We start from the raw sequence: 26781 nt of genomic DNA, 5'->3' as shown, positions 1-26781 counted from the left end.
CCGCGCCGCATGGCACGATCGCGAGTGTGACCAGCAGCAGACCCGACGCGGCGCAGCGCCTGAGCGACCTCGCACGGCTGCGCCGCGTCCGCGACCGCATCGACCGGGAGTTCGCACAACCGCTGGACGTCGAGGCACTCGCCCGGGGCGTGCACATGTCGGCCGGCCACCTCAGCCGCCAGTTCCGGCTCGCCTACGGCGAATCCCCCTACGGCTACCTCATGACCCGCCGCATCGAGCGCGCGATGGCACTGCTGCGCCGCGGCGACCTCAGCGTCACCGAGGTCTGCTTCACCGTCGGCTGCTCGTCGCTCGGCACGTTCAGCACCCGCTTCACCGAGCTGGTCGGAGTGCCCCCCAGCGTCTACCGGCGCCAGTCCGCGAGTGCGACCGCGGGCATGCCCTCCTGCGTCGCGAAACAGGTGACCAGACCGGTCAGGAATCGAGAAGCGCCCACCCAGGGCCAGACCTAGCGTGAAGCCATGGACATCACCATTCACGCGAGCTTCCTGCCCCAGGACGACCCGGACGCCGCCCTGGCCTTCTACCGCGATGCCCTCGGCTTCGAGGTCCGCAAGGACGTCGGATACGCGGGGATGCGCTGGATCACGGTCGGCCCCGCCGACCAGCCCGGCACGTCCGTCGTCCTGCACCCGCCCGCCGCCGACCCCGGCGTCACCGACGACGAGCGCCGCACCATCGTCGAGATGATGGCCAAGGGCACCTACGCCGGCATCCTCCTCGCCACCGCCGACGTCAACGCCACCTTCGACCGGCTGCAGGCCACGGACGTCGAGATCGTCCAGGAGCCGACCGACCAGCCCTACGGCGTCCGTGACTGCGCCGTCCGCGACCCCGCGGGCAACCTGATCCGCATCCAGCAAGTGCGCTGAGCCGTCCGGCGACCGGCTCACCCGACGACATCGCCACGCCGTACCGCCACTTCTGCCAGGCGACGCACCGGAGACCGCGAAGGCGGCCCCGCCCGAGAGAGGGAGACACGATGAGCACGACGCCGAGGACGAACACGGGGTCGCCCGCGCCGCACGCCGCCGACAGCCACGACCTGATCCGCGTGCACGGGGCGCGCGAGAACAACCTCAAGGACGTGAGCATCGAGATCCCCAAGCGCCGCCTGACGGTGTTCACCGGCGTCTCCGGCTCGGGCAAGACCTCACTGGTGTTCAACACCATCGCCGCGGAGTCGCAACGGCTGATCAACGAGACCTACAGCGCCTTCGTCCAGGGCTTCATGCCGACCCTGGCCCGGCCCGAGGTCGACGTCCTCGAGGGACTGACCACCGCGATCATCGTCGACCAGCAGCGGATGGGTGCCGACCCCCGCTCCACCGTCGGCACCGCCACCGACACCAACGCCATGCTGCGCATCCTCTTCAGCCGGCTCGGCAAGCCGCACATCGGCCCGCCCAGCGCGTACTCCTTCAACACCGCCTCGGTGCGGGCGAGCGGGGCCATCACCGTCCAGCGCGGCTCCAAGACCAAGGCCGAGAAGGCGACCTTCGAGCGCACCGGCGGCATGTGCACACGCTGCGAAGGCCGGGGCTCGGTCTCCGACATCGACCTCACCCAGCTCTACGACGACTCCAAGTCGATCGCCGAGGGCGCGTTCACCATCCCCGGCTGGAAGTCGGACAGCCAGTGGACCGTGGGGCTCTACGCCCAGTCGGGCTTCCTCGACCCGAACAAGCCCATCCGCAGCTTCACCAAGCGGGAGATGCACGACTTCCTCTACGGCGAGCCGACCAAGGTGAAGGTCAACGGCATCAACCTCACCTACGAGGGGCTGATCCCCAAGATCCAGAAGTCGTTCCTGTCCAAGGACAAGGAGGCGATGCAGCCGCACATCCGGGCGTTCGTGGAGCGGGCGGTCACCTTCACCACCTGCCCCGAGTGCGAGGGCACCCGGCTCAGCGAGGGCGCCCGGTCGTCGAAGATCAAGAAGGTCAGCATCGCCGACGCCTGCGCGATGGAGATCCGCGACCTGGCCGAATGGGTCCGCGGCCTCGACGAGCCGTCGGTGGCACCGCTGCTCACCACACTGCGGCAGACCCTCGACTCGTTCACGGAGATCGGCCTCGGCTACCTCTCCCTCGACCGTCCCGCGGGCACCCTGTCGGGCGGCGAGGCACAGCGCGTCAAGATGGTCCGCCACCTCGGCTCCTCGCTCACCGACACGACGTACGTCTTCGACGAGCCCACCATCGGACTGCACCCCCACGACATCCAGCGGATGAACGACCTGCTGCTGCGGCTGCGGGACAAGGGCAACACGGTGCTGGTCGTGGAGCACAAGCCGGAGACGATCGCCATCGCCGACCACGTCGTCGACCTCGGCCCCGGCGCCGGTACGGCCGGCGGCACCGTCTGCTTCGAGGGCACCGTCGAGGGGCTGCGGGCCGGCGGCACCGTCACCGGCCGCCACTTCGACGACCGGGCCAAGGTCAAGGACACGGCACGCAAGCCCACCGGCGCCCTGGAGATCCGCGGCGCCTCCACCCACAACCTGCGGGACGTCGACGTCGACATCCCGCTCGGCGTGCTCTGCGTGGTCACCGGCGTGGCGGGCTCCGGCAAGAGCTCCCTCGTCCACGGTTCGATCCCGGCCGGCGAGAACGTGGTGTCGATCGACCAGAGCCCCATCAAGGGCTCCCGGCGCAGCAACCCGGCCACCTACACCGGCCTGCTGGACCCGATCCGCAAGGCGTTCGCGACGGCCAACGGCGTCAAGCCGGCCCTCTTCAGCGCCAACTCCGAGGGCGCCTGCCCCACCTGCAACGGCGCCGGCGTCGTCTTCACCGACCTGGCGATGATGGCCGGCGTCGCCACCACCTGCGAGGAGTGCGAGGGCAAGCGGTTCGAGGCGTCGGTGCTCGAGTACCACTTCGGCGGCCGCGACATCAGCGAGGTGCTCGCGATGTCGGTGACCGAGGCCGAGGCGTTCTTCGGCGCAGGCGAGGCCCGCACCCCCGCCGCACACCGCATCCTGCAACGGCTCGTCGACGTCGGGCTCGGCTACCTCAGTCTGGGCCAGCCCCTCACCACCCTGTCCGGCGGCGAGCGCCAGCGGCTCAAGCTGGCCACCCACATGGCGGAGAAGGGCGGCGTCTACGTCCTCGACGAGCCGACCGCGGGCCTCCACCTCGCCGACGTCGAGCAGCTGCTGGGCCTGCTCGACCGACTCGTCGACGCCGGCAAGTCGGTCATCGTCGTCGAGCACCACCAGGCGGTCATGGCCCACGCCGACTGGATCATCGACCTCGGCCCCGGCGCCGGCCACGACGGCGGCCGCGTCGTCTTCGAGGGCACCCCCGCCGACCTCGTCGCCACCCGCCCCACCCTCACCGGGGAACACCTGGCCGCGTACGTGGGCGCCTGACCCGAACCGGGCACGGCCCTCCACGGAGGAGGTGAGGTCCGGAGCCACCGGAACCGCACGACGCGGCCCCGGCCTCCGGCCTCACACCTCGCCGGCCCGCAGCCGCGCCACCTGGGCCGCGCTGAACTCCGTCGTACGCCTCATGTGGTCGATGATCAGACCGAGCTGGGAGTCGTCGAGGTCGTCGAAGAGGGCGGACCAGCCCTTGCCCAGCCGCCTCCACACCTGCCCGAACTCGGCGATCCGCTCCGGCACCATCGTCACCAGCACCCGCCGCCGGTCGGACGCGTCGCGCTCACGCACGACGTACCCGGCCCGCTCCAGCCGGTCCACCAGCCGCGTCGCCGATCCGGTCGTCAGGCCGGTCAGCTCGGCCACCCGGCCGGTGGTCACCGGCCCGGACTCCAGCGTGAGCAGGTTCAGACACTGCAGATCGGTGGGGTGCAGCCGGAGGTGGTCGGCGACCGCCTGGTTGAACAGGGCGTACGACGCCATGTAGCGGCGCGAGACCGTGGACAGCTCCTCCAGCAGCCCCTCACGCGCCTCGTCGACCGTCGCCTCGCCGACCATGCCGCCCACCTCTCCTCTGCGCCACGCAGAGATCGTACGACGCGGGCCGCCGCCGACGAGGGTCCCGGCCCGGCGACGCGACGCGGACAGTGCCCACGCCCACGCGAAGGCCTCAGAAGTAGTAGTCGTCCCCCGTGTCCAGGACCAGCACCCGCTGCCGGTCGTTGGCCCGGTTGCGGTCCACCGCCCCGCCGCTCCACACCGTGTCGATCTCCAGCACCACCTCCGAGGACGCGCCCCGCAGCCGTACCGCCAGCTCGACCCGCTCCCCCAGCCCGTCCGCGGGCAGCGCCCCCACCCGGCACACCACCACCCGCGGCCCGGACCGCGCACACCCCTGTGGCAACTCCGGGCGGTAGGCCAACGCCTCCGACCAGCGCAGCCGAACCGTCGCGTCCGACACCGCGGACGGCCCGTGGTTGAGCGGCGTGAACCGCACGTCCACCAGACCGGCTCTCATGGTGGCGGACCCGTGATAGGCGAGGTCCGCCTCGGGCCTGTCGTCGGCGGAAGCGACCGGAACGACCCCGCCCACCGCCACCACGGCCGCTCCCCACACCGCAAGCCCCCGCAGAACCCGCTCCCGCATGCCACCACTCCTCAGTCGGCCGTCAGCCGTGGTCGTACCGGGATGTATCCCACACGCGACGCACCACAGGCGCAGCCCAACAGGTGACACACACCGCGGCACGCACACCGCGGCACACGCCCCGCGGCACACCCCCCGCTCCCCGGCCCCTGCCCCCGGCGCCGCTCCGCGTGACGAAACCGGCGTGCGAAGCTGCCCGCATGCTCATCCTCCGGTCCGTCGCCCTCTTCCTCGTCGCCGCCCTCCTCGAGATCGGCGGCGCGTGGCTGGTCTGGCAGGGCGTGCGCGAGCACCGCGGCCTGTCGTGGATCGGCACGGGCGTCCTGGCCCTCGGCGCCTACGGCTTCGTGGCCACCCTCCAGCCCGACGCCGAGTTCGGCCGCGTCCTCGCCGCGTACGGCGGTGTCTTCGTCGCCGGCTCACTGGCCTGGGGCATGGCCGCGGACGGCTACCGCCCCGACCGCTGGGACGTCACCGGCGCGCTGGTCTGCCTCGCGGGGATGGCCTTGATCATGTACGCCCCGCGAGGCGACTGAACGACTCAGGACGACGGCCCTTCGTCCAGCAGGCCGAGCTGCCCCAGGAAGTCCATCTCGTCGAAGTACAACCGGTAGTCGACGATCCGGCCGTCCGCCACCGTGGCGATGTCCACGCCCCGGATACTGATCTCCCTCTGGGTCGGGGGAAGGGTCTCCCCGTTGGGCAACTGCAGCGGCCCGGTGTTCCTGCCGCTGAAGATCCCCTCGTCGATGGCGGTGTCGCCGACCTCGTACGCGTGCAGCGTCTCGAACCTGGCCCCGGGCATCGCCTCCGTCATCTGCCGCCAGTACTCGACGATGCCCTCGCGGCCGCGGATCTCCCCCTCGTCGGGAGTGAAGGCGACCGCGTCGTCGGCATAGAGGTCGGCGATGACCTTGATGTCCTGATGCTCGGTCAGCGCGTCCGTGAGCCGGTCCATGACCTCGCGCGCCTGTCCCATGATCCACCTCCGGAAGAAGCCAGGGGATCACCCCTGTCATTGTCCCACCGCTCCCCCGCACGGGCAGACCGGAGAACGAGATGGCCGGCCGCCCGCGCGCCGGGCCTGCCTATCCTGGCCGAACAGGTTTCTGACCACGTCCGAGGAGCACCCATGGCCACCGCAGCCCCGTCCGCCGCCTCCCGCATCGCCGTCGTCACCGGTGCGAGCAGCGGAATCGGCGCCGCCACGGCACGCCGCCTCGCCGAGGCCGGCTACCGCGTCGTGCTGACCGCCCGCCGCAAGGACCGCATCGAGGCGCTCGCGGAGGAGATCAACGCGGCCGGCCACCAGGCCACGGCCTACGCCCTCGACGTCACCGACCGGGCGGCGGTCGACGAGTTCGCCACCGCCTTCACGTCCGTCGGCGTCCTCGTCAACAACGCGGGCGGCGCCCTCGGCGCCGACCCGGTGGCCACCGGCGACCCCGCCGACTGGCGCACGATGTACGAGACGAACGTCCTCGGCACCCTCAACCTCACCCAGGCCCTGCTCCCCAAGCTGGACGCGAGCGGCGACGGCACCGTGGTCGTCGTCTCCTCGACCGCCGGCCACGGCACCTACGAGGGCGGCGCCGGCTATGTCGCCGCCAAGCACGGCGCCCACGTCCTCGCCGAGACCCTTCGCCTGGAGATCGTCGGCCGCCCGGTCCGCGTCATCGAGATCGCCCCCGGCATGGTCAGGACCGACGAGTTCGCCCTCACCCGCTTCGGCGGCGACAAGGAGAGGGCCGAGAAGGTCTACGAGGGCGTCGCCGAGCCCCTCACCGCCGACGACGTCGCCGACACCATCGCCTGGACGGTCACCCGCCCCAGCCACGTCAACATCGACCTCCTGGTCGTCCGCCCGCGCGCCCAGGCCTCCAACACCAAGGTCCACCGGGACCTGTGATGCCGGACAAGGGACCGCACGACGAACGCCAGATGTGGTGGTGGCTCGCCTACTTCCTCTTCGGCATCCACATCGTGGCGTTCGTGATGATCTACGCGGTGACGCATGCGCCGAAATAGGAACAGTCCCGGCCGGGAACGTCGGTAGGGTCCCACCTCGTGGACAGACACCTACCCTTCTCCGCGCTGCACAACTTCCGCGACCTGGGCGGCTACCGGACCCCGGACGGACTCCGCGTCCGCCCCGGCCGGCTCTACCGCGCCGACTCCCTCGGCAGGCTGAGCCCCGGCACGCCCGACTGGGACCGCTTCCTGTCCCTCGGCATCCGCACGGTCATCGACCTGCGCCACCCGTGGGAGGCCGACGCCGGGGGCCGCGTCCCCTCGCACCCCTCCTTCACGTACCACAACCTCAGCATCGAGCACCGCCCGTACAACCAGGCCGCGTTGACCGCCGACGTGGACCCCGGGCCGTACCTGGCCGAGCGCTACATGGAGGTCGCCGAGGACGGCACGAAGGAGATCCGCGGGGCGCTGGAGCTGATAGCGCGGTCGGCGGAATCGGAGACGCCCCTGGTCTTCCACTGCGCCTCCGGCAAGGACCGCACGGGCCAACTGGCCGCCCTGGTCCTGTCCCTGCTCGGCGTCCCGGAGCAGACGATCGTCGAGGACTACAGCCTCACGGAGCTCGCGGCCCCGGCCCTCCTGGCCGACTGGATCGCCCGCAACGACGGACACCCCCCGGCCTGGCCGGCCTTCGGCCGCGCGCCGGCCTCGGGGATGCGCCTGTTCCTGGCGGCCCTGACGGCCCGCCACGGCTCGGTGGAGGCGTATGTCTCCGAGGCCCTGGGCCTTTCGCCGGCTCCCCTCACCGAGACCCTCCGCGCCCACCTCCTCGAACAACCCCCCACCGTCCACCCGCCGTTGACCTACCGCAAGGCCGTCCCGGACGAGGCCGCCCTCCTGGTCCGCCTCCGCGACACGGCCGCCCTGTGGCAACTGGCCCGCGGCATCACCCAGTGGCTGCCCGGCGAGAAGGACGAGACCCACTTCCGCGCCCGCATGACCGACGGCGAGGTCTGGCTGGCCCACGCCGGCGACCACCTGTCCGGCGCCTGGGAACTGTGGTGGGACGACCCCGCGGCCTGGGGCCCGCGCCCACCGGACGCGGGCTACATCCACCGCCTGATGACCACCCCGCACACCGCCCCACCGGGCACGGGCCGCCACCTGCTGCGGGAGGCGGAATCCCGCATCCGCGCCACCGGCCGCCCCTACGCCCGCCTCGACTGCCTCTCCACCAACCCCCGCCTGCGCACGTACTACGAGTCGGCCGGCTACCAGGTCGTGGGCGAACAGCCGGCGAAGAACACCGGCTCGGGCAGCCCGTACGCGGTGACGTTGCTGGAGAAGCGGTTGGTGTGACGCGAAAGAGGGCCCGAGTCACCTCGGGCCCTCCCACCAGGGCGTCAGCCCTTCACACACACGACCTGCTTCAGCTTCGCGACAACCTCCACGAGGTCGCGCTGCTGGTCGATGACCTGCTCGATCGGCTTGTAGGCACCCGGGATCTCGTCCACGACGCCGGAGTCCTTACGGCACTCCACGCCCTGCGTCTGCTCCTCCAGGTCCTTCGTCGAGAACCGGCGCTTGGCCGCGGTACGGCTCATCCGCCTACCGGCGCCGTGCGACGCGGAGTTGAACGCCTTCTCGTTCCCGAGGCCCTTCACGATGTACGACCCCGTGCCCATCGAGCCCGGGATGATCCCGTACTCGCCTGAACCCGCGCGGATCGCTCCCTTGCGAGTGACCAGCAGGTCCATTCCGTCGTACCGCTCCTCCGAGACGTAGTTGTGGTGTGCGCTGATCTCCGGCTCGAAGGTCGGCTTCGCCTTCTTGAACTCCTTGCGGATCACGTCCTTGAGGAGCGCCATCATGATCGTGCGGTTGTACTTGGCGTACTCCTGCGCCCAGAACAGGTCGTTGCGGTACGCCGCCATCTGCGGGGTGTCCGCGATGAACACGGCGAGGTCGCGGTCGACCAGCCCCTGGTTGTGCGGGAGCTTCTGGGCAATGCCGATGTGGTGCTCGGCCAGTTCCTTGCCGATGTTCCGGGAACCGGAGTGGAGCATGAGCCACACCGAACCGGATGTATCCACACATACTTCACAGAAGTGATTGCCGCCGCCGAGCGTCCCCATCTGCAGAGCGGCCCGCTCCGCCCGGAACTTCACCGCCTCCGCCACCCCGTCGAACCGCCCCCAGAAGTCGTCCCAGCCGGCGGTGGCCAGCCCGTGGAACCGTCCCGGCTCGACGGCGGTGTCGTGCATTCCCCGCCCGACGGGGATCGCCTGCTCGATCTTCGACCGGAGCCGCGAGAGGTCGCCCGGCAGGTCGTTCGCCGTGAGCGACGTCCTCACCGCCGACATCCCGCAGCCGATGTCCACCCCGACCGCCGCGGGACACACCGCACCCCGCATCGCGATGACCGAACCGACCGTCGCCCCCTTGCCGTAGTGGACGTCCGGCATGACCGCCAGACCCTTGATCCACGGCAGGGTCGCCACGTTCCGCAGCTGCTGGAGCGCGCCCTCCTCGACGGTCGCCGGATCGGTCCACATGCGGATCGGAACCTTCGCACCCGGCATTTCCACGTACGACATATCGTCCTCTTTCCCCCGGAATCACAACAGAAGTCTGACATCGCAAAAACCGGCGCCAAGGTCGACGTAAGGGACAACGGACCGGCGGCCACGGCCATGCGTGCGATACACATTGTCTGCAGGGCCCGCCCCCGTGCGGCAAGCGATTAACCAGCGGGGACACTGAAGAACCCGGCCACCGAGCCACCGTCGAGAGGAGCCTGACCGTGCACCGGAAGGCGTACGTACCCGGCGTCGCCGCGCTCCTCGCGGCCCTGCTGGCCGGCTGCACCGGCAGCTCGGACAGCGGCGGCACCACGGACGACTCGAACCCCGGCGAGGCCGGCACGGCCTCCGCCGCGGCCCAGCCCGGCAAGTACCGCACCCTCCCGGAACCCTGCGGCGCTGTCAGCCAGGGCACCCTCGACTCCCTCCTGCCCGGCATCCAGGAACTCACCGACGAGGAGCAGCGGGAGAAGGCGTACGAGGGTGAGGCCACGATCACCTACGACACCGACCGCAAGAACGGCTGCCGTTGGAACGTGGAGTCCACGGACGCCACCGACCGTCTGCTCGTCGACTTCGAGCGCGTGGTCTCGTACGACACGTCGGTGAGCGACGACGCCCAGGCGCAGGAGCTGTTCGCGACCAGGCAGGAGGCGGCGGACCTTCCCGAGGCGGCGAGTTCCAGCGCCGTGTCCGACGTCGAGAGCGAGACCGGCAGCCCAACGGCCGCCCCGTCCGACTCCACCTCCGCGTCCTCCGCCCCTTCCGCCTCCGCCTCGGGCACCTCCTCGCCGTCCGCCACGGCCTCGGCGGCGCCGACCGACGTGCAGCCCCGGCTGCTGGACGATCTCGGCGACGAGGCGTTCCTGGACGACGCGTTGAGCAGTTCCGGTTCGACGGCCCAGCAGCGCACGGTGACTGTGGCGTTCCGCACGTCCAACGTGATCGTGACGATCGCGTACGAGGAGCAGCCGACGACGGTCGGCGTGGTGCCCGACAGCACAGAAATGCAGGACAAGGCCCGGAAACTGGCCGCTCAGCTGGCGGACGCACTGGCCGAGTAGGACCCCTTCACACGCTTCTCACGCCCGCGCACAAAGCGGCCGAAGCGAGGCCGCGCGAGTCCCTCACCGCGTACCGTGGCCCCTCGGACCAGATCCGACGTCAGGAACCACAAGCGTCATGAGTGAAGGAACCATGCAGCGACCAGCACAGGTAGACCAGCGTGACGAGCGAGACCGGCGTGCGAAGCGGTTGCACCGTGTCCTTGTCGGCGCGGCCGCGGTACCCGTGATGCTGATCGCCGCCGGCTGCTCCTCGGACTCCGGCTCCGAAGACGCCGGCGCCAAGAGCTCGGGCAGTCCGGAGGCGGCGGCGTCCGCGAGCGCTTCGCCGACGGTGCAGGCGGCGGCGTACAAGTCGCTTCCGGAGCCGTGTGGGGTGCTTTCGAAGAAGACCTTGGGTGAAATGGTGCCGAAGGCCTCGAAGTCGGGCAAGGAGGGCACGTCGGACGACACGTCGACGCGGGGCAGCTGTTCCTGGAGCAGCCTCGACAACAACGGCGTGAAGGGCTCCCAGTTCCGCTGGCTGAACATCTCCCTGCTCCGCTTCGAGTCGGACACCTCGCGCGGCTCGGGCGAGGACCAGGCACAGGCGTACTACGAGAAGCAGGTGCAGGACGCCCAGTCGTCGGAGGGCGCGAAGAACGCCAAGTCGCAGCCGCTGTCCGGGACGGGCGACGCGGCGACGACGGTGACGTACGACCTGAAGAAGAAGGAAGGGTCCTTCAAGCAGCAGACGGTCGTCACGCGCGTCGAGAACGTCGTGGTCAGCCTCGACTACAACGGCGCGGGTCTGGCCGGCGAGAAGACCCCGAGCGCGGCCACGCTGACGAAGCTGGCGGAGAAGGCGGCCAAGGAGGCGGTGGCCTCGGTGTCGTCGGCGAACGGCGAGGGCTCCGGCGGGGGCACCGGCTCGGGCTCCGGCACCAGCCCCTCTCCGTCCAAGTCGGCGTCCAAGTCGCCCTCGCAGTCCCCCGAGCAGTCGGAGTCGAAGTCGGCGTCCCCGACCAAGTCGGCTGCGAAGAAGAGCTGACGAAGAGCACCGGCCACCCGTGCGCCGTACACATGTGCCACTCTGTTGCGCGCAACAACACGCATCGGGAGGGGAGTACGGGTGGCCGCGCCACTACAGCTGACACGGATGCACCGGATTCTGATCGGCGTGGTCGTCGCCGGTGCGGTCGTCATCGCCGGCATCGGCTTCGCCGGATCGTACGCGGCCGTCCGTGAGCTGGCCCTGAAGAAGGGCTTCGGGAACTTCAGTTACGTCTTCCCGATCGGCATCGACGCGGGTATCTGCGTCCTGCTCGCCCTCGACCTCCTGCTGACCTGGATCCGCATCCCGTTCCCCCTGCTGCGCCAGACGGCCTGGCTGCTGACGGCGGCGACGATCGCCTTCAACGGCGCGGCGGCCTGGCCGGACCCGCTGGGCGTGGGCATGCACTCGGTGATCCCGATCCTGTTCGTGGTCTCCGTCGAGGCGGCCCGGCACGCGGTCGGCCGGATCGCCGACATCACGGCCGACAAGCACATGGAGGGCGTCCGCCTCACCCGGTGGGTGCTGTCCCCCGTGCCCACGTTCCTGCTGTGGCGCCGTATGAAGCTGTGGGAGCTGCGCTCCTACGAGCAGGTCATCAAGCTGGAGCAGGAACGTCTCGTCTACCAGGCCCGCCTGCGTTCGCGCTTCGGCCGGGCGTGGAAGAGGAAGGCCCCGGTGGAGAGCCTGATGCCGCTGCGGCTGGCCCGGTACGGCGTCCCGCTGGCGCAGACGGCCCCGGCCGGCCTGGCCGCGGCGGGCATCGAGCCGGTCCTGCTGCCCCCGGTGCCGGTCGAGGAACGGACCCCGTCGCCGGCACAGACCTCCCGGCTGGAGCCGAACGAGCTGCCACCGGCCCCCCTGCCACAGAAGCAGGAGCAGCGACAACAGCCGCAGCCTCAGCCGCAACAGCAACAGCAACAGCAGGCGGAGCCGGTCGGCCCACCGCTCGACGATGATCAGAACCCCTGGTTCCAGTCGCCGCACGAGATCGCCTACCAGGGCGGCTACGACCCGACGTACGACCCGTCGGAGCAGTACGCCGAGTGGTACGCGCAGCAGCAGCACGCCGAGCAGTACCAGGACCAGTACCAGGAGGAGCCCCCCGTCCAGGAGCCCTCCCCGGAGGAGACGGGTTCCTTCCCCATCCCGGTGGGCCCGGGCCGCAGCCGCGAGCTGGGCGAGGGCGGCGGCACCCCGGTCGCCGAGCCGGACGAGGAGTCGTACTACCAGGTCTTCAAGCAGTCGATAAGCAGCGGCGGCTATCCGACGCCGAGCCAGTTCAGCGACGACGTGGAGGCGACCTTCGGCGCCCCCGTGCTGGACGCCGAGGCCAAGCGCATGGTCATGCGCTTCCAGAACCGCCACGCGGCGGAACTGGAGGAGGACCACATCGCCTGACCCGTCCGCGTACGACGGAGGGGGCGCCCGGCGAAACACCGGGCGCCCCCTCCGTCGTACCGCGGCGTGTCAGTCCCCGAGCAGAGCCCGCACCCGCTCCTGTCCCACCGCGAGCAGCAGCGTGGGCAGACGCGGACCGGTGTCACGGCCCACCAGCAGGTGGTAGAGCAGCGCGAAGAACGTCCGCTGGGCGGTCTTGATCTCCGGCGGGAGTTCCTTCGGCGTGGCGTCCGCGGGGAACCCGGCCTGCACCTTGGGCACGCCGTACACGAGGTGGGTCAGTCCGTCGAGCGACCAGTGCGAGGCCAGCCCGTCCAGGAGCAGCCGCAGCGAGCCCAGCGCCTGCTCGTCGAGGGACTTCAGCAGCTCGGCGTCGGGTTCGTCCCGCACGATGGTCCGCTGGTCGGCGGGCACGTGGGTGTTGATCCACGCCTCGGCCTTGTCGTACCGCGGCCGGGCCTCGTCGAGGGCGCCGATCGGGTGCGTCGGGTCGAGCTCGGACAGGATCCGCAGGGCCTGGTCCTCGTGTCCGGCGGTGATGTCGGCTACGGAGGCCAGGGTCCGGTACGGCAGCGGGCGGGGCGTCCTGGGCAGCTCGCCGCCGGCCGTGCGCACCGCGCGGGAGTGCGCGGCCACGTCGGCCGGCAGCGCGGAGCCGTCCGCGACCTTCGCGTCGAGCTTGTCCCACTCGTCGTAGAGCCGCTGGATCTCCTGGTCGAAGGCGATCTTGAAGGACTGGTTGGGCCGGCGGCGGGCGTACAGCCAGCGCAGGAGCTGCGGCTCCATGATCTTCAGCGCGTCGCCGGGGGTCGGCACGCCACCGCGGGACGACGACATCTTGGCCATGCCGCTGATGCCCACGAAGGCGTACATCGGGCCGATCGGCTGCTTCCCGCCGAAGATCCCGACGATCTGCCCGCCGACCTGGAAGGACGATCCCGGGGACGAGTGGTCGACACCGCTCGGCTCGAAGATCACGCCCTCGTACGCCCAGCGCATCGGCCAGTCGACCTTCCAGACCAGCTTGCCGCGGTTGAACTCGTTCAGCCGGACGGTCTCGGAGAAGGCGCAGGCGGTGCAGGTGTAGGTCAGCTCGGTGCTGTCGTCGTCGTACGACGTGACCGTCGTCAGGTCCTTCTCGCAGTTGCCGCAGTACGGCTTGTACGGGAAGTACCCGGCGGAGCCGGAGCTGCCGTCGTCCTCACTCGCCGCGCCCGACCCCTCGGCGGCCTCCAGCTCGGCCTCGTCGAGGGGCTTCTGCTGCTGCTTCTTGGCCGGGGCCTTCTTGGTGCGGTACTGGTCGAGGATCGCGTCGATGTCGGCGCGGTGCCTGATGGCGTGCAGGATCTGCTCGCGGTACACCCCGGAGGTGTACTGCGCGGTCTGGCTGATGCCGTCGAACTCGACGCCCAGCTCGGCCAGCGACTCGACCATGGCGGCCTTGAAGTGCTCGGCCCAGTTCGGGTGGGACGACCCCTTCGGCGCGGGCACGGAGGTCAGCGGCTTGCCGATGTGCTCGGCCCAGGCCTTCTTGTCGACCCCGTCGATACCCTCCGGCACCTTGCGGTAGCGGTCGTAGTCGTCCCAGGAGATCAGGTGCCGCACCTGGTGACCGCGCCGCCGGATCTCGTCGGCGACGAGGTGCGGGGTCATGACCTCGCGGAGGTTGCCCAGGTGGATGGGGCCGGACGGGGACAGCCCGGACGCGACGACGACCGGTTTGCCCGGGGCCCGACGCTCCGACTCCTCGATGACCTCATCCGCGAAACGGGAGACCCAGTCGGTGGTCTCGGTGCTCTGAGCCACGATCGGCACGTCCTCTTTTTCTGAAGGTTCCACACGAGCAGCCGGTACGGTCGCACGGCTGACTCCTCATTCTCCCAGACCACCTCGCGCCCAGGAAAACCGCTTTACGCCCCGTGGGATACTGGGCGGGCCCACACATTCCCACGAGGAGAACGGCACCCACTCCTATGGCCCCGGTCACGTCCCTCAGCGCCTCCGTCACCGAGCGTCTCGCGTCCGCCCTCTCGGCTGCCCTGCCGGAGGCCGGTTCCGCCGACCCGCTGCTGCGACGTAGCGACCGGGCCGACTTCCAGGCCAACGGGATCCTGGCCCTCGCCAAGAAGGCGAAGGCGAACCCGAGAGAGCTGGCGACCGGTGTCGTCTCCCAGGTGGTCACCGGTGACGTGATCAAGGACATCGAGGTCTCCGGCCCCGGCTTCCTGAACATCACGCTCACCGACAAGGCGATCACCGAGAACCTGGCCGCGCGGTACGCGGACCCGGACCGGCTCGGCGTGCCGTACGCCGACAACCCGGGCACCACGGTCATCGACTACGCCCAGCCGAACGTGGCGAAGGAGATGCACGTCGGCCACCTGCGGTCCGCGGTGATCGGCGACGCGGCGGTCCACCTGCTGGAGTTCACCGGCGAGACGGTGGTGCGCAGGCACCACATCGGCGACTGGGGCACCCAGTTCGGCATGCTCATCCAGTACCTGGACGAGCACCCGCACGAGCTGGACCACAAGGACGCCCAGGACGCGCAGGTCTCCGGCGAGGAGGCGATGTCGAACCTCGACCGCCTCTACAAGTCGGCGCGCCGGCTCTTCGACTCCGACGAGGAGTTCAAGACGCGGGCCCGCCGCCGGGTGGTGGACCTCCAGGCAGGCGACCCGCACACGCTCGCCACCTGGCAGAGGTTCGTCGACGAGTCGAAGATCTACTTCTTCTCCGTCTTCGAGAAGCTGGACATGGAGGTCCGCGACCCGGACATCGTCGGCGAGTCCGGCTACAACGACATGCTCGCGGAGACCTGCCGCCTCCTGGAGGAGTCCGGCGTCGCGGTCCGCTCCGAGGGCGCCCTGTGCGTCTTCTTCGACGACGTCAAGGGCCCGGACGGCAACCCGGTCCCGCTGATCGTCCAGAAGTCGGACGGCGGTTACGGCTACGCGGCGACCGACCTGTCGGCCATCCGCGACCGCGTCTTCAACCTGAAGGCGAACACCCTCCTGTACGTCGTCGACGCCCGCCAGTCCCTGCACTTCAAGATGGTCTTCGAGACCGCGCGGCGGGCCGGCTGGCTGGGCGAGGACGTGCACGCGGTCCAACTCGCCTTCGGCACGGTCCTCGGCAAGGACGGCAAGCCGTTCAAGACGCGTGAGGGCGAGACGGTCCGGCTGGTGGACCTGCTGGACGAGGCGGTCGAGCGGGCCTCGGCGGTGGTCCGCGAGAAGGCGCTGGACCTCTCCGAGGAGGAGATCGCCGAGCGGGGTGCCCAGGTGGGCATCGGCGCGGTGAAGTACGCGGACCTGTCGACGTCGGCGAACCGGGACTACAAGTTCGACCTGGACCAGATGGTCTCGCTCAACGGCGACACGTCCGTCTACCTCCAGTACGCGTACGCCCGTATCCAGTCGATCCTGCGCAAGGCAGGAGACGTCCGCCCCGCCGCGCACCCCGAGCTGGACCTGCACGAGGCGGAGCGGGCGCTGGGCCTGCACGCGGACGCGTTCGCGGAGGCGGTGACGGAGGCGGCGGCGGAGTACGCCCCGCACAAGCTGACGGCGTACCTCTACCAGCTGGCGTCCCTCTACACGACCTTCTACGACAAGTGCCCGGTCCTGAAGGCCGAGACGCCGCAGCAGGTGGAGAACCGTCTGTTCCTGTGCGACGTGACGGCCCGGACGCTGCACCGGGGCATGGCCCTGCTGGGCATCAGGACCCCCGAGCGCCTCTGAGCGGTCCGTTGTCAGGGCTGAGGCAGCTCCGGGCGGGGGCGGATCGACTCCAGGAGCTGTCTCAGCGCCGAGATGCGGGCGCCGGTGCGGTGCTGGTCCGCCCCGAGCTGTTTGAGGTGCCGGTCGACCCGCCTGCGGTGGTAGCCGCTCGGCACGGTCGCGAACATCTGGGAAGCGGCGGGCGTCGGCGCCGTGTTCGAGGGGAACTCCCCCCGGTCCGCCGCGTCGTACGCATCGGCGATACGGCCCATGACGACCTTGTGCTGGATCGCGATCAGGTGGATGGCGGACTGTGTGGTCCTGGCCTCCCTGAGCCACGTGTCGACGATGTACTGCTCCAGCTGGGCGAGGAGGGTCTCGGCCGTCGCCAGCGCGTTCTCGGCGGCGTGGAAGTACAGGTCCACCTGCCCCGTGTCGTAGCCCTGCCGCACCACGTCGAAACGGGAACCCGCACGCGCATCGGTCTGGCCGGCCGCTGAGTCCCCGGCCGGGGCCTCAGCCGGAGTTGACACCGGGGCGGGAAGCGCGGCGCCGCCCGTGATCCGCGGGGCGGCGTCCGCGATCCACGGGGCCTCGACGGTGATCCGCGGGGCCTCGGCGGTGATCCGTCGGGCCTCGGTCCGGGCGTCGGCGACGATCCGGGCGGCTTCGCTCCGGGCGTCCGACACGATCCGCTCGGCCAGCGCCCTGTGGGTGTCCACCTCGTGCGCGGCCTCGTCGACCATCGCGGCCGCCTGTGCCTCGGCCGCCCGAGTGCGCTGCTCGTTGACGGACTCGGCGTCCGCGAGGGACCTGGCGGCGGCCTCCTCGGCCGCTCCGACGAGCCGGTCCGCCCGGGCCGCGGCGTCGGCGTACCGTCGCTCGGCCCGCTCACGTGCCTCGGCCAGCAGCCGGTCGGCCTCCGCACGGGCCGTGGTGATCGCGAGGGTGGCCTCCTCGTGCCGGGCCCGGCTCTCCGCCTCGGTCCGCTGCCACCGCTCCCGCGCCTTCCCCAGGATCCGCCCGGCGACGGAGCCGTCGTGCCCCAGCCGGGCGAGGTCCGGGAACTGTCCGCCGGACAGCGTGACGGCCTGGTCGGCCAGGATCGTGGTGAGGCTGTCGTGGACGGCGGCGGCGTCGGCCGGCCGGTCCTCGGGGCGCTTGGCGAGCAGGTTCAGGACGAGGTCGTCCAGGGCGGCCGGAAGCCCCTCGACGTGGGTGGCAGGCGCGGTCGGGGTGTCCTGCATCTGCATGCGCAGGACGGCCCACTGGACGTCGCTCGTGAAGGGCGGCCGGCCGGTCACCGCGTGGTAGAGGAGACAGCCCAGGGAGTAGAGATCGCTGCGGTGGTCGATCTGCCGGGCGCCTTCGGCCTGTTCGGGGGACATGTACATCGGGGAGCCGAGCGGGGCACCGGTGACGGTGAGGTCGCGGGCGTTGAGCGTCTCGCCCATGAACTTCGCGACGCCGAAGTCGAGGACCTTGACGGCCCCCTCCCCCGTGAGCAGCACGTTGGCGGGCTTGATGTCCCGGTGGACGACGCTCTGACCGTGCGCCGCCTCGAGGGCCTGGGCGATCTGGGCCGCCCAGCCGACGGCGAGCGGCCAGGGCGTCGGCGCGGCCCCCTTGAGCAGCCTGTGCAGGGAGTCTCCCCGGACCAGTTCCATGACGAGGAAGAGGGTGGTGCGCCGGTCGTCGACCTGGACCTCTCCCCAGTCGTGGACGGTGACGATGTTCTGGTGGGCCAGCCGCCCCGCCAGCTGGACCTCGCGCTCGAACCTGGCCCGGGTCTCCTCGTCCGTCGCCGTGCCGTGCTGCGGGTGGACGACCTTGACGGCCACGTCCCGCCGCATCCGCACGTCCTGCGCGGACCAGACCTGCCCCATGCCGCCGGACCCCAGCAGGTCCGTGATCCGGTACCGCCCGGCGAGCACCTCGTTCAGCACCGGTTCCCTCTCCCGTCGGCGCACTTCCACCGTCGCACGACGGTCTGGCCCGGAACCCTGCTACGAGTATGGCCCTCCCGTCGCGCGGCGAACTCCCCTGTTCCCCCCATCCTTTGCGTCGGTCCGGTCAGGGCCCGGACGAGTCGCCGGAGCTGCCGTACGACCCGCCTGCCAGGCGGCGCAGCCGCCGCGCCTCCTCCTCGACGCGGTGGGCGACGCCTCCGGCGCCGGTGGTGTCGTCCAGTCCGCTGGCGAGGAGTTGGGCGGCGAGGGTGGTGAAGTAGTGGGCGGCGGCCAGGACGTGTTCGTCCGCGTCCACGCCGGCGGACGAACCGGCACCCGGGGGTATGCGGTTGACGTCGTCGAGGACGCGGTTGACCTGCTGGGTGATCTCGTCCCGGGCGTCCTGGGTGAGCGTCACCGCCCGGCCGACCTGGGCGAGGATGGAGTGGCAGGACCGCGCGAGCTGCTGGAGCAGCCGGTCGTCCCGGTTGAGGGCGGTGGTCCCGGTGACGGCGGGGCCGAAGCCTCCCGAGGCGATCCGTCCGTCGGCGAGCTGCGGTTGGTAGCGCCGCAGTTCGATGGCGCTGGTCGCGCCCAGCGCCGCCCGGAAGCAGGGGTGGACGTGGAACTCCGTCTCGTGCGGCTGGACCGGCAGGTCGTCGTCGCCCGCGAACACCACGTCGTTGCCGCGCCGCACGCCGAGGAAGCCCACCCCGTACAGGACGTCGATGATCCCGGGGAGCGTCAGGGCGTCGGCGTAGGCGGGGAAGTTGCGGTGGATCGACTCGGCGGCCGCCTCGAAGCGGCCCGCGAGCGCGGCGCGGGTGACGACGTACCCGGTGTTCTGGAACAGCGGGAAGAGGTGCTTGAGGAACGGGTGGGCGACCAGGTACTCCGAGGTCAGGTCCTTCAGTTTCCAGGCGGAGAACTGGCGGCCCGCCTGCTCCACGTCCGCCTCGGTGATCCGGTCCCGGCCGTGCTGCAGCCAGGCCGTCTCCTGGCAGAGGTTGAGGAACTGGATGGCGTCGCGGGGCCGGGGCAGGCAGCGGCGGAAGAGGTGCCCGGGGGTCTCCTCCCCGTCCACCGTCGCCGGGAACAGCTCCCGCCACAGCTGCTCCTCGGTCAGCTCGGCACCGGCGGAGGCCCGCGCGCGGGCCAGGGCGAGGTCGCGCAGGGCCTGTTCCGTCCAGGCGATCCGCAGCTCGTCGCCGTGGAACTTGTCCCCCTCCCCGAAGGAGAGCGAGTCGTAGATGTCGGCGCGCAGGAACAGCAGCAGCCGTACGGAACGCCCGTAGAGACTCGCCGCGTGCTTCGCCGCCAGCAGCAGCCCGATCACCATCGAGTTGCTGTCCGGCTCGGCCGACCACACCTGCTCCAGCTGGTCGACCATCAGCAGCAGCGGTGCGTGGACCTCGCCGCCGCAGCCCAGGTCGGCGAAGGCCCGGGCGACGCCCTGCTCGACGACCTCCAACTGCCGTGCGGCGCGGGCGCCTTCCGACGGGGACTGCGCGAGGTCCACGCCCGCCTTGACGCCGAACGCCTCCAGCGACAGCGAGGTCTGCAGACCCCGGGCGCCGCGCGCCAGCCGTTCTCCCAGCCGGCCGCCACCGCCCGGGGTCCCGTCCGCCGACTCGCCGTTGTGTTTCAGGAACCGGCCGAGCGCCTTCACCGAGTCGAGTCGGTGTCCGCCGGCGTGACCGTCCCTGGCGTGTGCCACGACATGGCGGGCCGCGTGGACGGCGAACACGAACCGCCAGATCAGTGCCTTGGCGGAGTCCCCGGGCAGCCCCTGCAGTTCGAAGCGCCGGATCTCCTCCCCGGCCGTCTCGTCCGGGGTGACCAGGACCTGACCGCCGCCGGGAGCGTGCGCGTCGGCCGCCATCAGCCGCATGCAGACGGCGCTCTTCCCGGACCCCTTGCGCCCGATGATCAGCATCTTGCGCCCGCTGAGAGCGCCCCGGTACGCGGCGTTGGGCAGGAACCCGCCGCGCAGCAACAGCCCGTCGGTCACGTCCCGTTCGGCGTCCTCACGCCCGAAGTGAAGCCGCGCGAGCACCGGTCCCTCGGCCATCGGATCCTCCCCCTGTCCCACCCGCGCGCCCCCGTCGGCCGGCCCGGGTCGTCCTCGGCCCACACGTTATCGGCCGCCCGCGCCCGGCACGCCGACCACCGCGAACCGACTGTCAGTGCCCACCCCTACAGTCACCGGCATGGCGACACTTCCCAACCCGCTGCCGAGGATTGCGACCCTCGGCCTCCGCCTCCCGCCCGGGAGGGTGGTCGACGCGACGCCCGAGGGGCGCCGCCACGAACCGCTGCTGTGGTACGCCGATGGGCCGCCGTCCCCCGGCGACTGGGCGGCACTGGCGGCACCGGCCGCCCGGCTCGGCCTGCTGCCCGTGCTCGTGAACACCCAGGGCGTTCACGGCGGCGGTCCGGAGACCTGGGAGCTGCGGCCCGAGATGATGTCGTACCCCGGGGACCACGAGGCCGAGGAGGTGCTCGCGGAGTTCTGGGAGGAGTACACGGCGGACGAACTCGGCGCCGAAGCGGCCCCCTCCGTCCGGGAGGCGGTCGAGGAGCACTTCGGCGAGCAGCCCGGGTACGACGACACGATCGCCCCCTTCGGCCCGGACTGGCCCGGCCTCGCCCCGGCCGGGCGGGACGGCGCGGATCCGGACGTGCGGGCGGCCGAGGTCGCCGACCTGGTGCGCGGCGGCCGGGAGTCGGCCTTCGACCACCCGCGTCTGGCCCTGGTCCCGGCGCGCCGCTCCGCCGACATTCCGGCGGCGATCGGCTGGATGGGCCCGTTGAACCACGACAACGACGTGGCCCGGCTGTGCGCGGTCCTGCGTTCCTGGGAGGACCGGTTCGGGATACGGGTGGTGGCGCTGACGTCGGACGTGCTGGTCGTGTCCGTCGCGGCCCCGCCCACCACGCCCGCCGAGGCGGAGGCGGTGGCCGCCGAGCACTTCGCGTTCTGCCCGGACAACATCACGCAGAACGGCCCGGACGACCTGCGCGCGTACGCCAAGGAGCTGATCGGCGAGAACAGTTGGGCCTTCTGGTGGGACTGACCCTGCGTGCCCCTCACGGCAGCAGCGTCATCCCCTCCGGAGCCTCGACCTCGAACTCCTCCTCCAGGATCCGGCGTGCCTGTGCCTCGTCCGTCACCTCCCGCTCCCGGGCGGTGCCGTCGGCCCGCGTCTCGGTGAGGAGTCGGCCGTGGAGCAGGAGGTGGCGGTCGGGGGTGACCCGCTGCACGTAGAGGCGCTGGGTGAAGGGGGAGCGCGGGTTCGTGCCGACGTGCCAGTTGACGACCTCGAAGTCGGGCTTCTCGAACGGCTCCAGGGTGAACGCGTACTGCGCCTGCCAGTGTCCCCGCGCCTCGCCCTGCCGCGGTGCGTGCGCCTCGAGCACCCACATCCGCAGGGGTCCCCGGTGCGCGGCGTGCACCAGCCGGTGCCGCCGCCCCGCGCCGCGGAACTCCTCTCCGGCCACCAGCGGCACCGGCTCCAGCAGCGCCCCGAGGGCCCCGAAGCCGACGTCGGCCAGATACGGCCCGGGCTCGCCCGGCACGTCGACGAGCAGGGCCATGTGCGTACGCGGCCGGCTCTCGATCCGGTCGGCGCCCACGACGACCCGGGCGGCCAGCCGGGTCACCTGGAAGCCCAGCCTCTCCAGGGCCAGTGAGAACAGCGTGTTGTGCTCGTAGCAGTAGCCGCCCCGCCGGCTGTGGACCAGCTTGGCCATGAGGTCGGGCGGTTCGAGGGAGGGGGCCCGGCGGCGCAGGGCGTCGAGGTTCTCGAAGGGGATGCCGCGCATGTGCGCCAGATGCACGCCCCGCAGCGTCCCCACGTCGGCCCGCCGCTCCCCTTCCCACCGGATCCGCTCGAGATACGCGTCGAGTTCGAACTCCGCGCTCTCCCCGGCCCGCACGCCCTGCTCGCTGTGCTCGATGTCGGACATGCCCCTCACCGTAGACGCGGGCCTCCGCCCTTCAGCCCCTTTCGGCCCCTCAGCCCCGCCCTGAGCCCCTCAGCCCCTCAGCCCCGCCCGAAGCCTCCGCAGCCCCTCCCCGATCTCCTCCGGCGTCTGCGTGACGAAGCACAGCCGCAGGGTGGAGCGGTCCGGCTCACCGGCGTAGAAGGGCGCCCCCGGCACGTAGGCCACGTCGTGGCGGACCACTCGCGCCAGCAGTTCCGTCGTGTCGTACGCCGACGGCAGCCGGGCCCAGAGGAACATCCCACCCTCGGGACGGCTCCAGGACGCCCCCTCCGGCAGTGCGTCCGACAGCCCCGCGAGCATGGCGTCCCGCCGCTCCCGGTACACCGCGGCGACCCGCCGGACATGGGCGTCCAGGTCCCGGTCGGCGAGATACCGGGCCGCGGCGAGTTGGTTGACGGTCGGTGTGTGCAGGTCTGCGGCCTGCTTGGCGACCGCGCACGCCCGCCGCAGCTCACCCGGCGCCCGCAGCCACCCCAGTCTCAGCCCGGGGGCCATGACCTTGGAGAAGGAACCGAGCAGGACCGTACGGTCCTCCGCGCCCGGGTGGGTGGCGATCCACGGCACCCGCTCGCCCTCGAACCGCAGCTCGCCGTACGGGTCGTCCTCGACGATCCACAGCCCGTGCCGGGCGGCCACGGCCGCGATCGCGGCCCGGTGCCCGCCCGGCAGCGTTCGGCCGGTCGGGTTCTGGAAGGTCGGCACGGTGTAGAGCAGCTTGGGCCGCTCCCGCACCACCAGCTCCTCCAGCGCCTGGGGGTCCAGCCCGTCCCGCTCGTCCCCCGGCACCGCCACGACCCGCGCCCCCGCGAAACCGAAGGCCTGAAGTGCCGCGAGATAACAGGGGCGTTCGACGAGGACCACGTCCCCGGGTTCCAGCAACACGGTCGCGAGCAGGGACAGGGCCTGCTGCGAGCCGGTCGTCACGAGGACGTCGTCGGCGTCGGTCGGCAGTCCGCGCACCGACATCCGCACGGCCAGCGCGCCCCGCAGTCCCGGCTCGCCCTCGGTCGTGGAGTACTGCAGCGCCCTCGCGGGCTCCTCGGCGAGGACCGCCCGGTAGGCCTCCGCGATCCCGTCCGCGTCGAACAGCTCCGGCGCCGGCAGCCCGCCGGCGAAGTTGATGACCTCGGGTCGGGCGGTGACGGCGAGGATGTCCCGTACGGGAGAACCGCCGACCGAGCGGGCCCGCGCCGCCGGCGGCGGCACGGGGGCGGACGTGGATACGGACTCGACAACCGTCATGGCACGCTCCTTCGACTGCGACGGACGCAACTCGTGCCGCGCAGCCTAAGGAAGTAAGTGCCGCCTACAAGCAGGTTTCCGCGATACGGACGGAATCAGCCACGCCCGCCGCCGCTCACGCCTTCTGCCCCACGGCCGCGTAGACGTTGATGTCCGCGTCCGTCACGTCGTTGATGTCGGCGTAGCGCACCTTCTCGATGTCGTCGAGCCCCGCCAGGTACGAGGCCTCCGGCTGCTCGGGCACCGGTGCCGCCCCGTCGGCGCGCCACCGGTGGGCGGGCACGACACCAGGCTCGGTGAGCCGCAGGGCGTTCTCGCCGAAGAAGCGCTCGACGTCCGCCTTCGACCGCAGCACGAAGGTGAACCCGCGCTCGGTGTACGTCCGTTGCACCGCCCGGATGTTCTCCGGGTTGAGGTCCTCGGTGAGATGGCTGAGAACCAGCCGGCTCCCGGAGGGCAGCGCGTCGATGAGGCCGCGCACGATCGGGTACGCCTCGTCGTCCTCGACGAAGTGCAGGAGGGCGACCAGGCACAGCGCGACCGGCTGGTCGAAGTCGAGGGTCTTCGCGGCCTGTTCGAGGATCTGCGCCGGGTTCCTGAAGTCGGCGTCGATGTAGTCGGTTCGCCCCTCGGCGCCGCTGGTCAGCAGGGCCCGCGCGTGCGCGAGCACGACCGGGTCGTTGTCGACGTACACCACCCGCGCGTCCGGCACCACGCGCTGGGCGATCTGGTGCACGTTCTCCGCGGTGGGCAGGCCGGTGCCGATGTCGAGGAACTGCCGGATGCCGTCCTCCCGGGCGAGCGTGTTCACGGCCCGGCGCAGGAAGTCGCGGTTGTGGCGTACGTCGAGGTAGCCGCGCGGGTTGGCGGCGAGCGCGGCGGCGGCCGCCGCACGGTCGACGGGGTAGTTGTCCTTGCCGCCGAGGAAGACGTCGTAGACCCGGGCCGGGTGCGCCTTGGTGGTGTCGATCCTCCTTCTCAGCTCGGCGGGATCCTGGCTGAGGGCGTCACCGGACATGGGCGTCTCCTCGGGGAGTCGGCGGCAGAGAGGTCAACAACCTAACTCCCGGCGGCACTTGATGGTGCCCACGGCCACTTTTCACAGAATCCGCGGGTACGACGTCCCACGCGGCATCCCTCAATCGGAACGTCCCCGCAGGTCAGCCCCCATCCCGGGCTCCCGGCGTCCCGAATCCCCGGCAAACCGTGGACCACCCTCCGCCCCACCCCACAAGCTGTACCGAGTCACCCCCACCCCTCACGGAAGGCCGGCCCCCCATGTCCGTCCGAACCCGCCGCCGCCTCCTCGCGGCCACCGCCCTCACGCTCCTCGCGCTCGTGCTGACGGGCTGCAAGGACGGCACGGGCGTGCGCGACGAGGGCCCGTCGACCGTCTCCCCCGCCGCGTCGGCGCCCTGAACGCCGAAAGGCCGCCCGGCAGCAGCCGGGCGGCCCTCAACGACATCGGTCTCAGACGAGAACCGGCGCTTCCTTCGGGTTCGGGCCGTACTTGTTCGCACCCGGCTCGCTGTCGCTGCACAGGAAGACCAGCATCACGATGGCGCCGACCAGCGGGACCAGGCCGATGAGCACCCACCAGCCCGTGCGGTTGGTGTCGTGCAGCCGGCGAACGGTGACCGCGAGGCTCGGCAGGAGGATCGCGAGGTAGAAGACGACCGCGATCAGCGGCTGCTTGGCCGCGGCGCTGACGATCGCCAGCACGATGTAGATGATCGACACGAACAGCGTGTACATCCAGTATTCCTTGCGGCGCGCACGCCCACTGAATACCGCGTACTTCTTGAGTGCCTCGATGAACCAGCTCATTGCGTCCCCCCAGGGATCGACGTGAGACCCCTCCGAACGGATCAGGCCAGGCGCAGAAGATATGGACGCTGACGGGAACTCGTCAATTCGTTACATCGGCGTAGTTCCGTGACCAGAACTTGGCGCACACGGCCAAACCCCGCCACCCCGGAGGGTCGATTACCGGACAGACCGACAGAAGCCCACCGCTCGCGGCACCGGATGACCACGCATCACCCACCGGCCATACCCCGGAGCGAGTTCCAGCCGTAGCCAGACCGAGTTCCAACCGTTGCCGTCCGCAGGCACCCGAAGCCGCCCCGTTCGCGTCCCGTCACACCAGGCGCTGCGCGACCTCGGTGGCCCAGTAGGTGAGGATGTTCTGCGCACCCGCCCGCTTGATCCCGGTCAGCGACTCGAGGATGGCCCGGTCCCGCTCGATCCAGCCCTTCTCGGCGGCGGCCTCGATCATCGAGTACTCGCCGGAGATCTGGTACGCGGCGACCGGCACGTCCACGGCGTCGGCGACCCGCGCCAGGACGTCCAGGTAGGGCCCGGCCGGCTTCACCATGACCATGTCGGCGCCCTCTTCGAGGTCGAGCGCCAACTCCCTCATGGACTCCCGCACGTTCGCCGGATCCTGCTGGTACGTCTTGCGGTCACCCTTCAACGACGAACCGACGGCCTCCCGGAACGGCCCGTAGAACGCGGACGCGTACTTGGCCGTGTAGGCGAGGACGGCGACGTCCTCCCGCCCGATCTGGTCAAGGGCGTCGCGGATGACGCCGATCTGCCCGTCCATCATCCCGCTGGGCCCCACCACGTGCGCCCCGGCGTCGGCCTGGACCTGCGCCATCTCGGCGTACCGCTCCAGCGTCGCGTCGTTGTCGACCCGTCCCTCGGCGTCGAGCACCCCACAGTGCCCGTGGTCAGTGGTCTCGTCGAGGCACAGGTCGGACATCACGAGCAGTTCGTCGCCGACCTCGGCCCGCACGACCCGGATCGCGACCTGCAGGATCCCGTCCGGGTCGGTCCCCGGCGTCCCCACCGCGTCCTTCTTCGACTCCTCCGGCACACCGAACAGCATGATCCCGGAGATCCCGGCCGCAGCCGCCTCCGCGGCCGCCTTCTTCAGCGTGTCCCGGGTGTGCTGCACGACCCCCGGCATCGCCGCGATCGGCACCGGCTCGCTCACGCCCTCCCGCACGAAGGCCGGAAGGATGAAGTCGGCAGGGTGCAGCCGGGTCTCGGCAACCATCCGCCGCATGACGGGGGTGGTCCGCAGCCGCCTCGGCCGCGTGCCGGGAAAGGTTCCGTACGTCGTCATACCCCCACGCTACGCCCGCCCCGCACCCCCCTTTACCAACGCCCCGTCGGCCAAAACCCCACCCCCACACGGCAGCCGACCGTCCCTCCGGGAGTACCCGCACCCGCGCACGGCGGG

The 26781-nt window shown here is 71.2% G+C and carries 24 protein-coding genes; 12 read left to right on the top strand and 12 right to left on the bottom strand.

What is annotated here, in order from left to right:
• Positions 1–26 precede the first annotated feature (26 nt).
• The 3 genes from AQJ84_RS36880 (at position 27) to AQJ84_RS36870 (ending at position 3397) form a co-directional block, all read left to right on the top strand.
• Positions 27–473 (top strand): helix-turn-helix transcriptional regulator, encoded by a 447-nt coding sequence (locus AQJ84_RS36880; RefSeq protein ID WP_053193760.1) that lies wholly within the window; start codon positions 27–29, stop codon positions 471–473.
• 9 nt (positions 474–482) lie between these two features.
• Positions 483–893: a VOC family protein gene (locus AQJ84_RS36875; RefSeq protein ID WP_030038695.1), complete on the top strand. Its 411-nt coding sequence runs from the start codon at positions 483–485 to the stop codon at positions 891–893.
• A 110-nt stretch (positions 894–1003) separates the two neighbouring features.
• Positions 1004–3397 carry an ATP-binding cassette domain-containing protein gene (locus AQJ84_RS36870; RefSeq protein WP_030038694.1) on the top strand — a complete coding sequence of 798 codons (2394 nt, stop codon included), beginning with the start codon at positions 1004–1006 and terminating at the stop codon, positions 3395–3397.
• Between the two features lie 81 nt (positions 3398–3478).
• On the opposite strand, the gene AQJ84_RS36865 is transcribed toward AQJ84_RS36870, so the two are convergent.
• Positions 3479–3967: a MarR family winged helix-turn-helix transcriptional regulator gene (locus tag AQJ84_RS36865; protein WP_030038693.1), complete on the bottom strand. Its 489-nt coding sequence runs from the start codon at positions 3965–3967 to the stop codon at positions 3479–3481.
• Between the two features lie 112 nt (positions 3968–4079).
• Positions 4080–4556 (bottom strand): hypothetical protein, encoded by a 477-nt coding sequence (locus AQJ84_RS36860; protein ID WP_030038692.1) that lies wholly within the window; start codon positions 4554–4556, stop codon positions 4080–4082.
• Positions 4557–4756: 200 nt separating this feature from the next.
• On the opposite strand from AQJ84_RS36860, the gene AQJ84_RS36855 reads away from it, so the two are divergent.
• Positions 4757–5092, top strand: a complete 336-nt coding sequence (locus AQJ84_RS36855; RefSeq protein WP_030038691.1) for a YnfA family protein — start codon at positions 4757–4759, stop codon at positions 5090–5092.
• Between the two features lie 5 nt (positions 5093–5097).
• On the opposite strand, the gene AQJ84_RS36850 is transcribed toward AQJ84_RS36855, so the two are convergent.
• Positions 5098–5535 (bottom strand): ester cyclase, encoded by a 438-nt coding sequence (locus AQJ84_RS36850; RefSeq protein WP_030038690.1) that lies wholly within the window; start codon positions 5533–5535, stop codon positions 5098–5100.
• Between the two features lie 153 nt (positions 5536–5688).
• On the opposite strand from AQJ84_RS36850, the gene AQJ84_RS36845 reads away from it, so the two are divergent.
• Together AQJ84_RS36845 and AQJ84_RS36840 are read left to right on the top strand one after the other, a co-directional pair.
• Positions 5689–6465, top strand: a complete 777-nt coding sequence (locus AQJ84_RS36845; RefSeq protein ID WP_030038689.1) for an SDR family NAD(P)-dependent oxidoreductase — start codon at positions 5689–5691, stop codon at positions 6463–6465.
• A 158-nt stretch (positions 6466–6623) separates the two neighbouring features.
• The gene (locus AQJ84_RS36840; protein WP_030038688.1) at positions 6624–7889 is read left to right on the top strand and encodes a GNAT family N-acetyltransferase; all 1266 of its coding nucleotides are present in this window, start codon (positions 6624–6626) and stop codon (positions 7887–7889) included.
• Between the two features lie 44 nt (positions 7890–7933).
• Here AQJ84_RS36840 and AQJ84_RS36835 read toward each other — a convergent pair whose 3' ends face one another.
• Entirely contained in the window at positions 7934–9127 is a 1194-nt protein-coding gene (locus tag AQJ84_RS36835; protein WP_030038687.1) for an RtcB family protein, read from the bottom strand.
• A gap of 206 nt (positions 9128–9333) precedes the next feature.
• Here AQJ84_RS36835 and AQJ84_RS36830 point away from each other — a divergent pair, with 206 nt between their 5' ends.
• The 3 genes from AQJ84_RS36830 to AQJ84_RS36820 all read left to right on the top strand — a co-directional run bounded on the left by AQJ84_RS36830 (position 9334) and on the right by AQJ84_RS36820 (position 12610).
• On the top strand, positions 9334–10176 hold the full coding sequence (locus AQJ84_RS36830; RefSeq protein ID WP_053193763.1) for a hypothetical protein: 843 nt from the start codon (positions 9334–9336) through the stop codon (positions 10174–10176).
• Positions 10177–10309: 133 nt separating this feature from the next.
• Positions 10310–11206 (top strand): DUF3558 family protein, encoded by an 897-nt coding sequence (locus AQJ84_RS36825; RefSeq protein ID WP_051869609.1) that lies wholly within the window; start codon positions 10310–10312, stop codon positions 11204–11206.
• An 81-nt stretch (positions 11207–11287) separates the two neighbouring features.
• Positions 11288–12610, top strand: coding sequence for a DUF2637 domain-containing protein (locus AQJ84_RS36820; RefSeq protein WP_053193766.1), 1323 nt, complete (start codon positions 11288–11290; stop codon positions 12608–12610).
• A 69-nt stretch (positions 12611–12679) separates the two neighbouring features.
• Here the strand turns inward: AQJ84_RS36820 and lysS are convergent, their stop codons facing one another.
• Positions 12680–14425: a lysine--tRNA ligase gene (lysS, locus tag AQJ84_RS36815; protein ID WP_030038682.1), complete on the bottom strand. Its 1746-nt coding sequence runs from the start codon at positions 14423–14425 to the stop codon at positions 12680–12682.
• Between the two features lie 158 nt (positions 14426–14583).
• Between lysS and argS the strand changes: the two genes are divergently transcribed.
• A complete protein-coding gene (argS, locus tag AQJ84_RS36810) occupies positions 14584–16353 on the top strand; it encodes an arginine--tRNA ligase (RefSeq protein WP_030038681.1) in 1770 nt (589 codons plus the stop codon).
• A gap of 11 nt (positions 16354–16364) precedes the next feature.
• Here argS and AQJ84_RS44845 read toward each other — a convergent pair whose 3' ends face one another.
• Together AQJ84_RS44845 and AQJ84_RS36800 are read right to left on the bottom strand one after the other, a co-directional pair.
• Positions 16365–18278, bottom strand: coding sequence for a serine/threonine-protein kinase (locus AQJ84_RS44845; protein WP_051869607.1), 1914 nt, complete (start codon positions 18276–18278; stop codon positions 16365–16367).
• A gap of 127 nt (positions 18279–18405) precedes the next feature.
• Positions 18406–20352, bottom strand: coding sequence for a P-loop ATPase, Sll1717 family (locus AQJ84_RS36800; RefSeq protein ID WP_053193768.1), 1947 nt, complete (start codon positions 20350–20352; stop codon positions 18406–18408).
• A gap of 139 nt (positions 20353–20491) precedes the next feature.
• On the opposite strand from AQJ84_RS36800, the gene AQJ84_RS36795 reads away from it, so the two are divergent.
• Entirely contained in the window at positions 20492–21358 is an 867-nt protein-coding gene (locus AQJ84_RS36795; protein WP_030038677.1) for a DUF4253 domain-containing protein, read from the top strand.
• Between the two features lie 13 nt (positions 21359–21371).
• Here AQJ84_RS36795 and AQJ84_RS36790 read toward each other — a convergent pair whose 3' ends face one another.
• From AQJ84_RS36790 to AQJ84_RS36780, 3 genes are all read right to left on the bottom strand, one after another.
• The gene (locus AQJ84_RS36790; protein ID WP_037802374.1) at positions 21372–22250 is read right to left on the bottom strand and encodes an arylamine N-acetyltransferase family protein; all 879 of its coding nucleotides are present in this window, start codon (positions 22248–22250) and stop codon (positions 21372–21374) included.
• 69 nt (positions 22251–22319) lie between these two features.
• Positions 22320–23531, bottom strand: a complete 1212-nt coding sequence (locus tag AQJ84_RS36785; protein ID WP_030038675.1) for an aminotransferase-like domain-containing protein — start codon at positions 23529–23531, stop codon at positions 22320–22322.
• A 115-nt stretch (positions 23532–23646) separates the two neighbouring features.
• Positions 23647–24549 carry an SAM-dependent methyltransferase gene (locus AQJ84_RS36780; protein ID WP_030038674.1) on the bottom strand — a complete coding sequence of 301 codons (903 nt, stop codon included), beginning with the start codon at positions 24547–24549 and terminating at the stop codon, positions 23647–23649.
• 260 nt (positions 24550–24809) lie between these two features.
• Here AQJ84_RS36780 and AQJ84_RS43655 point away from each other — a divergent pair, with 260 nt between their 5' ends.
• Complete coding sequence (locus AQJ84_RS43655) at positions 24810–24950, top strand: hypothetical protein (protein ID WP_164873005.1); 141 nt, start codon at positions 24810–24812, stop codon at positions 24948–24950.
• Between the two features lie 51 nt (positions 24951–25001).
• On the opposite strand, the gene AQJ84_RS36775 is transcribed toward AQJ84_RS43655, so the two are convergent.
• Both AQJ84_RS36775 and hemB read right to left on the bottom strand, forming a co-directional pair.
• Positions 25002–25358, bottom strand: coding sequence for a DUF805 domain-containing protein (locus AQJ84_RS36775; RefSeq protein WP_030038673.1), 357 nt, complete (start codon positions 25356–25358; stop codon positions 25002–25004).
• A gap of 313 nt (positions 25359–25671) precedes the next feature.
• A complete protein-coding gene (gene hemB, locus AQJ84_RS36770) occupies positions 25672–26664 on the bottom strand; it encodes a porphobilinogen synthase (protein WP_030038672.1) in 993 nt (330 codons plus the stop codon).
• Between the last annotated feature and the right edge of the window lie 117 nt (positions 26665–26781).

The sequence above is a fragment of the Streptomyces resistomycificus genome (genome assembly GCF_001514265.1).
GTDB lineage: Bacteria > Actinomycetota > Actinomycetes > Streptomycetales > Streptomycetaceae > Streptomyces > Streptomyces resistomycificus.
This window is presented reverse-complemented; position numbering and strand designations above follow the sequence as displayed.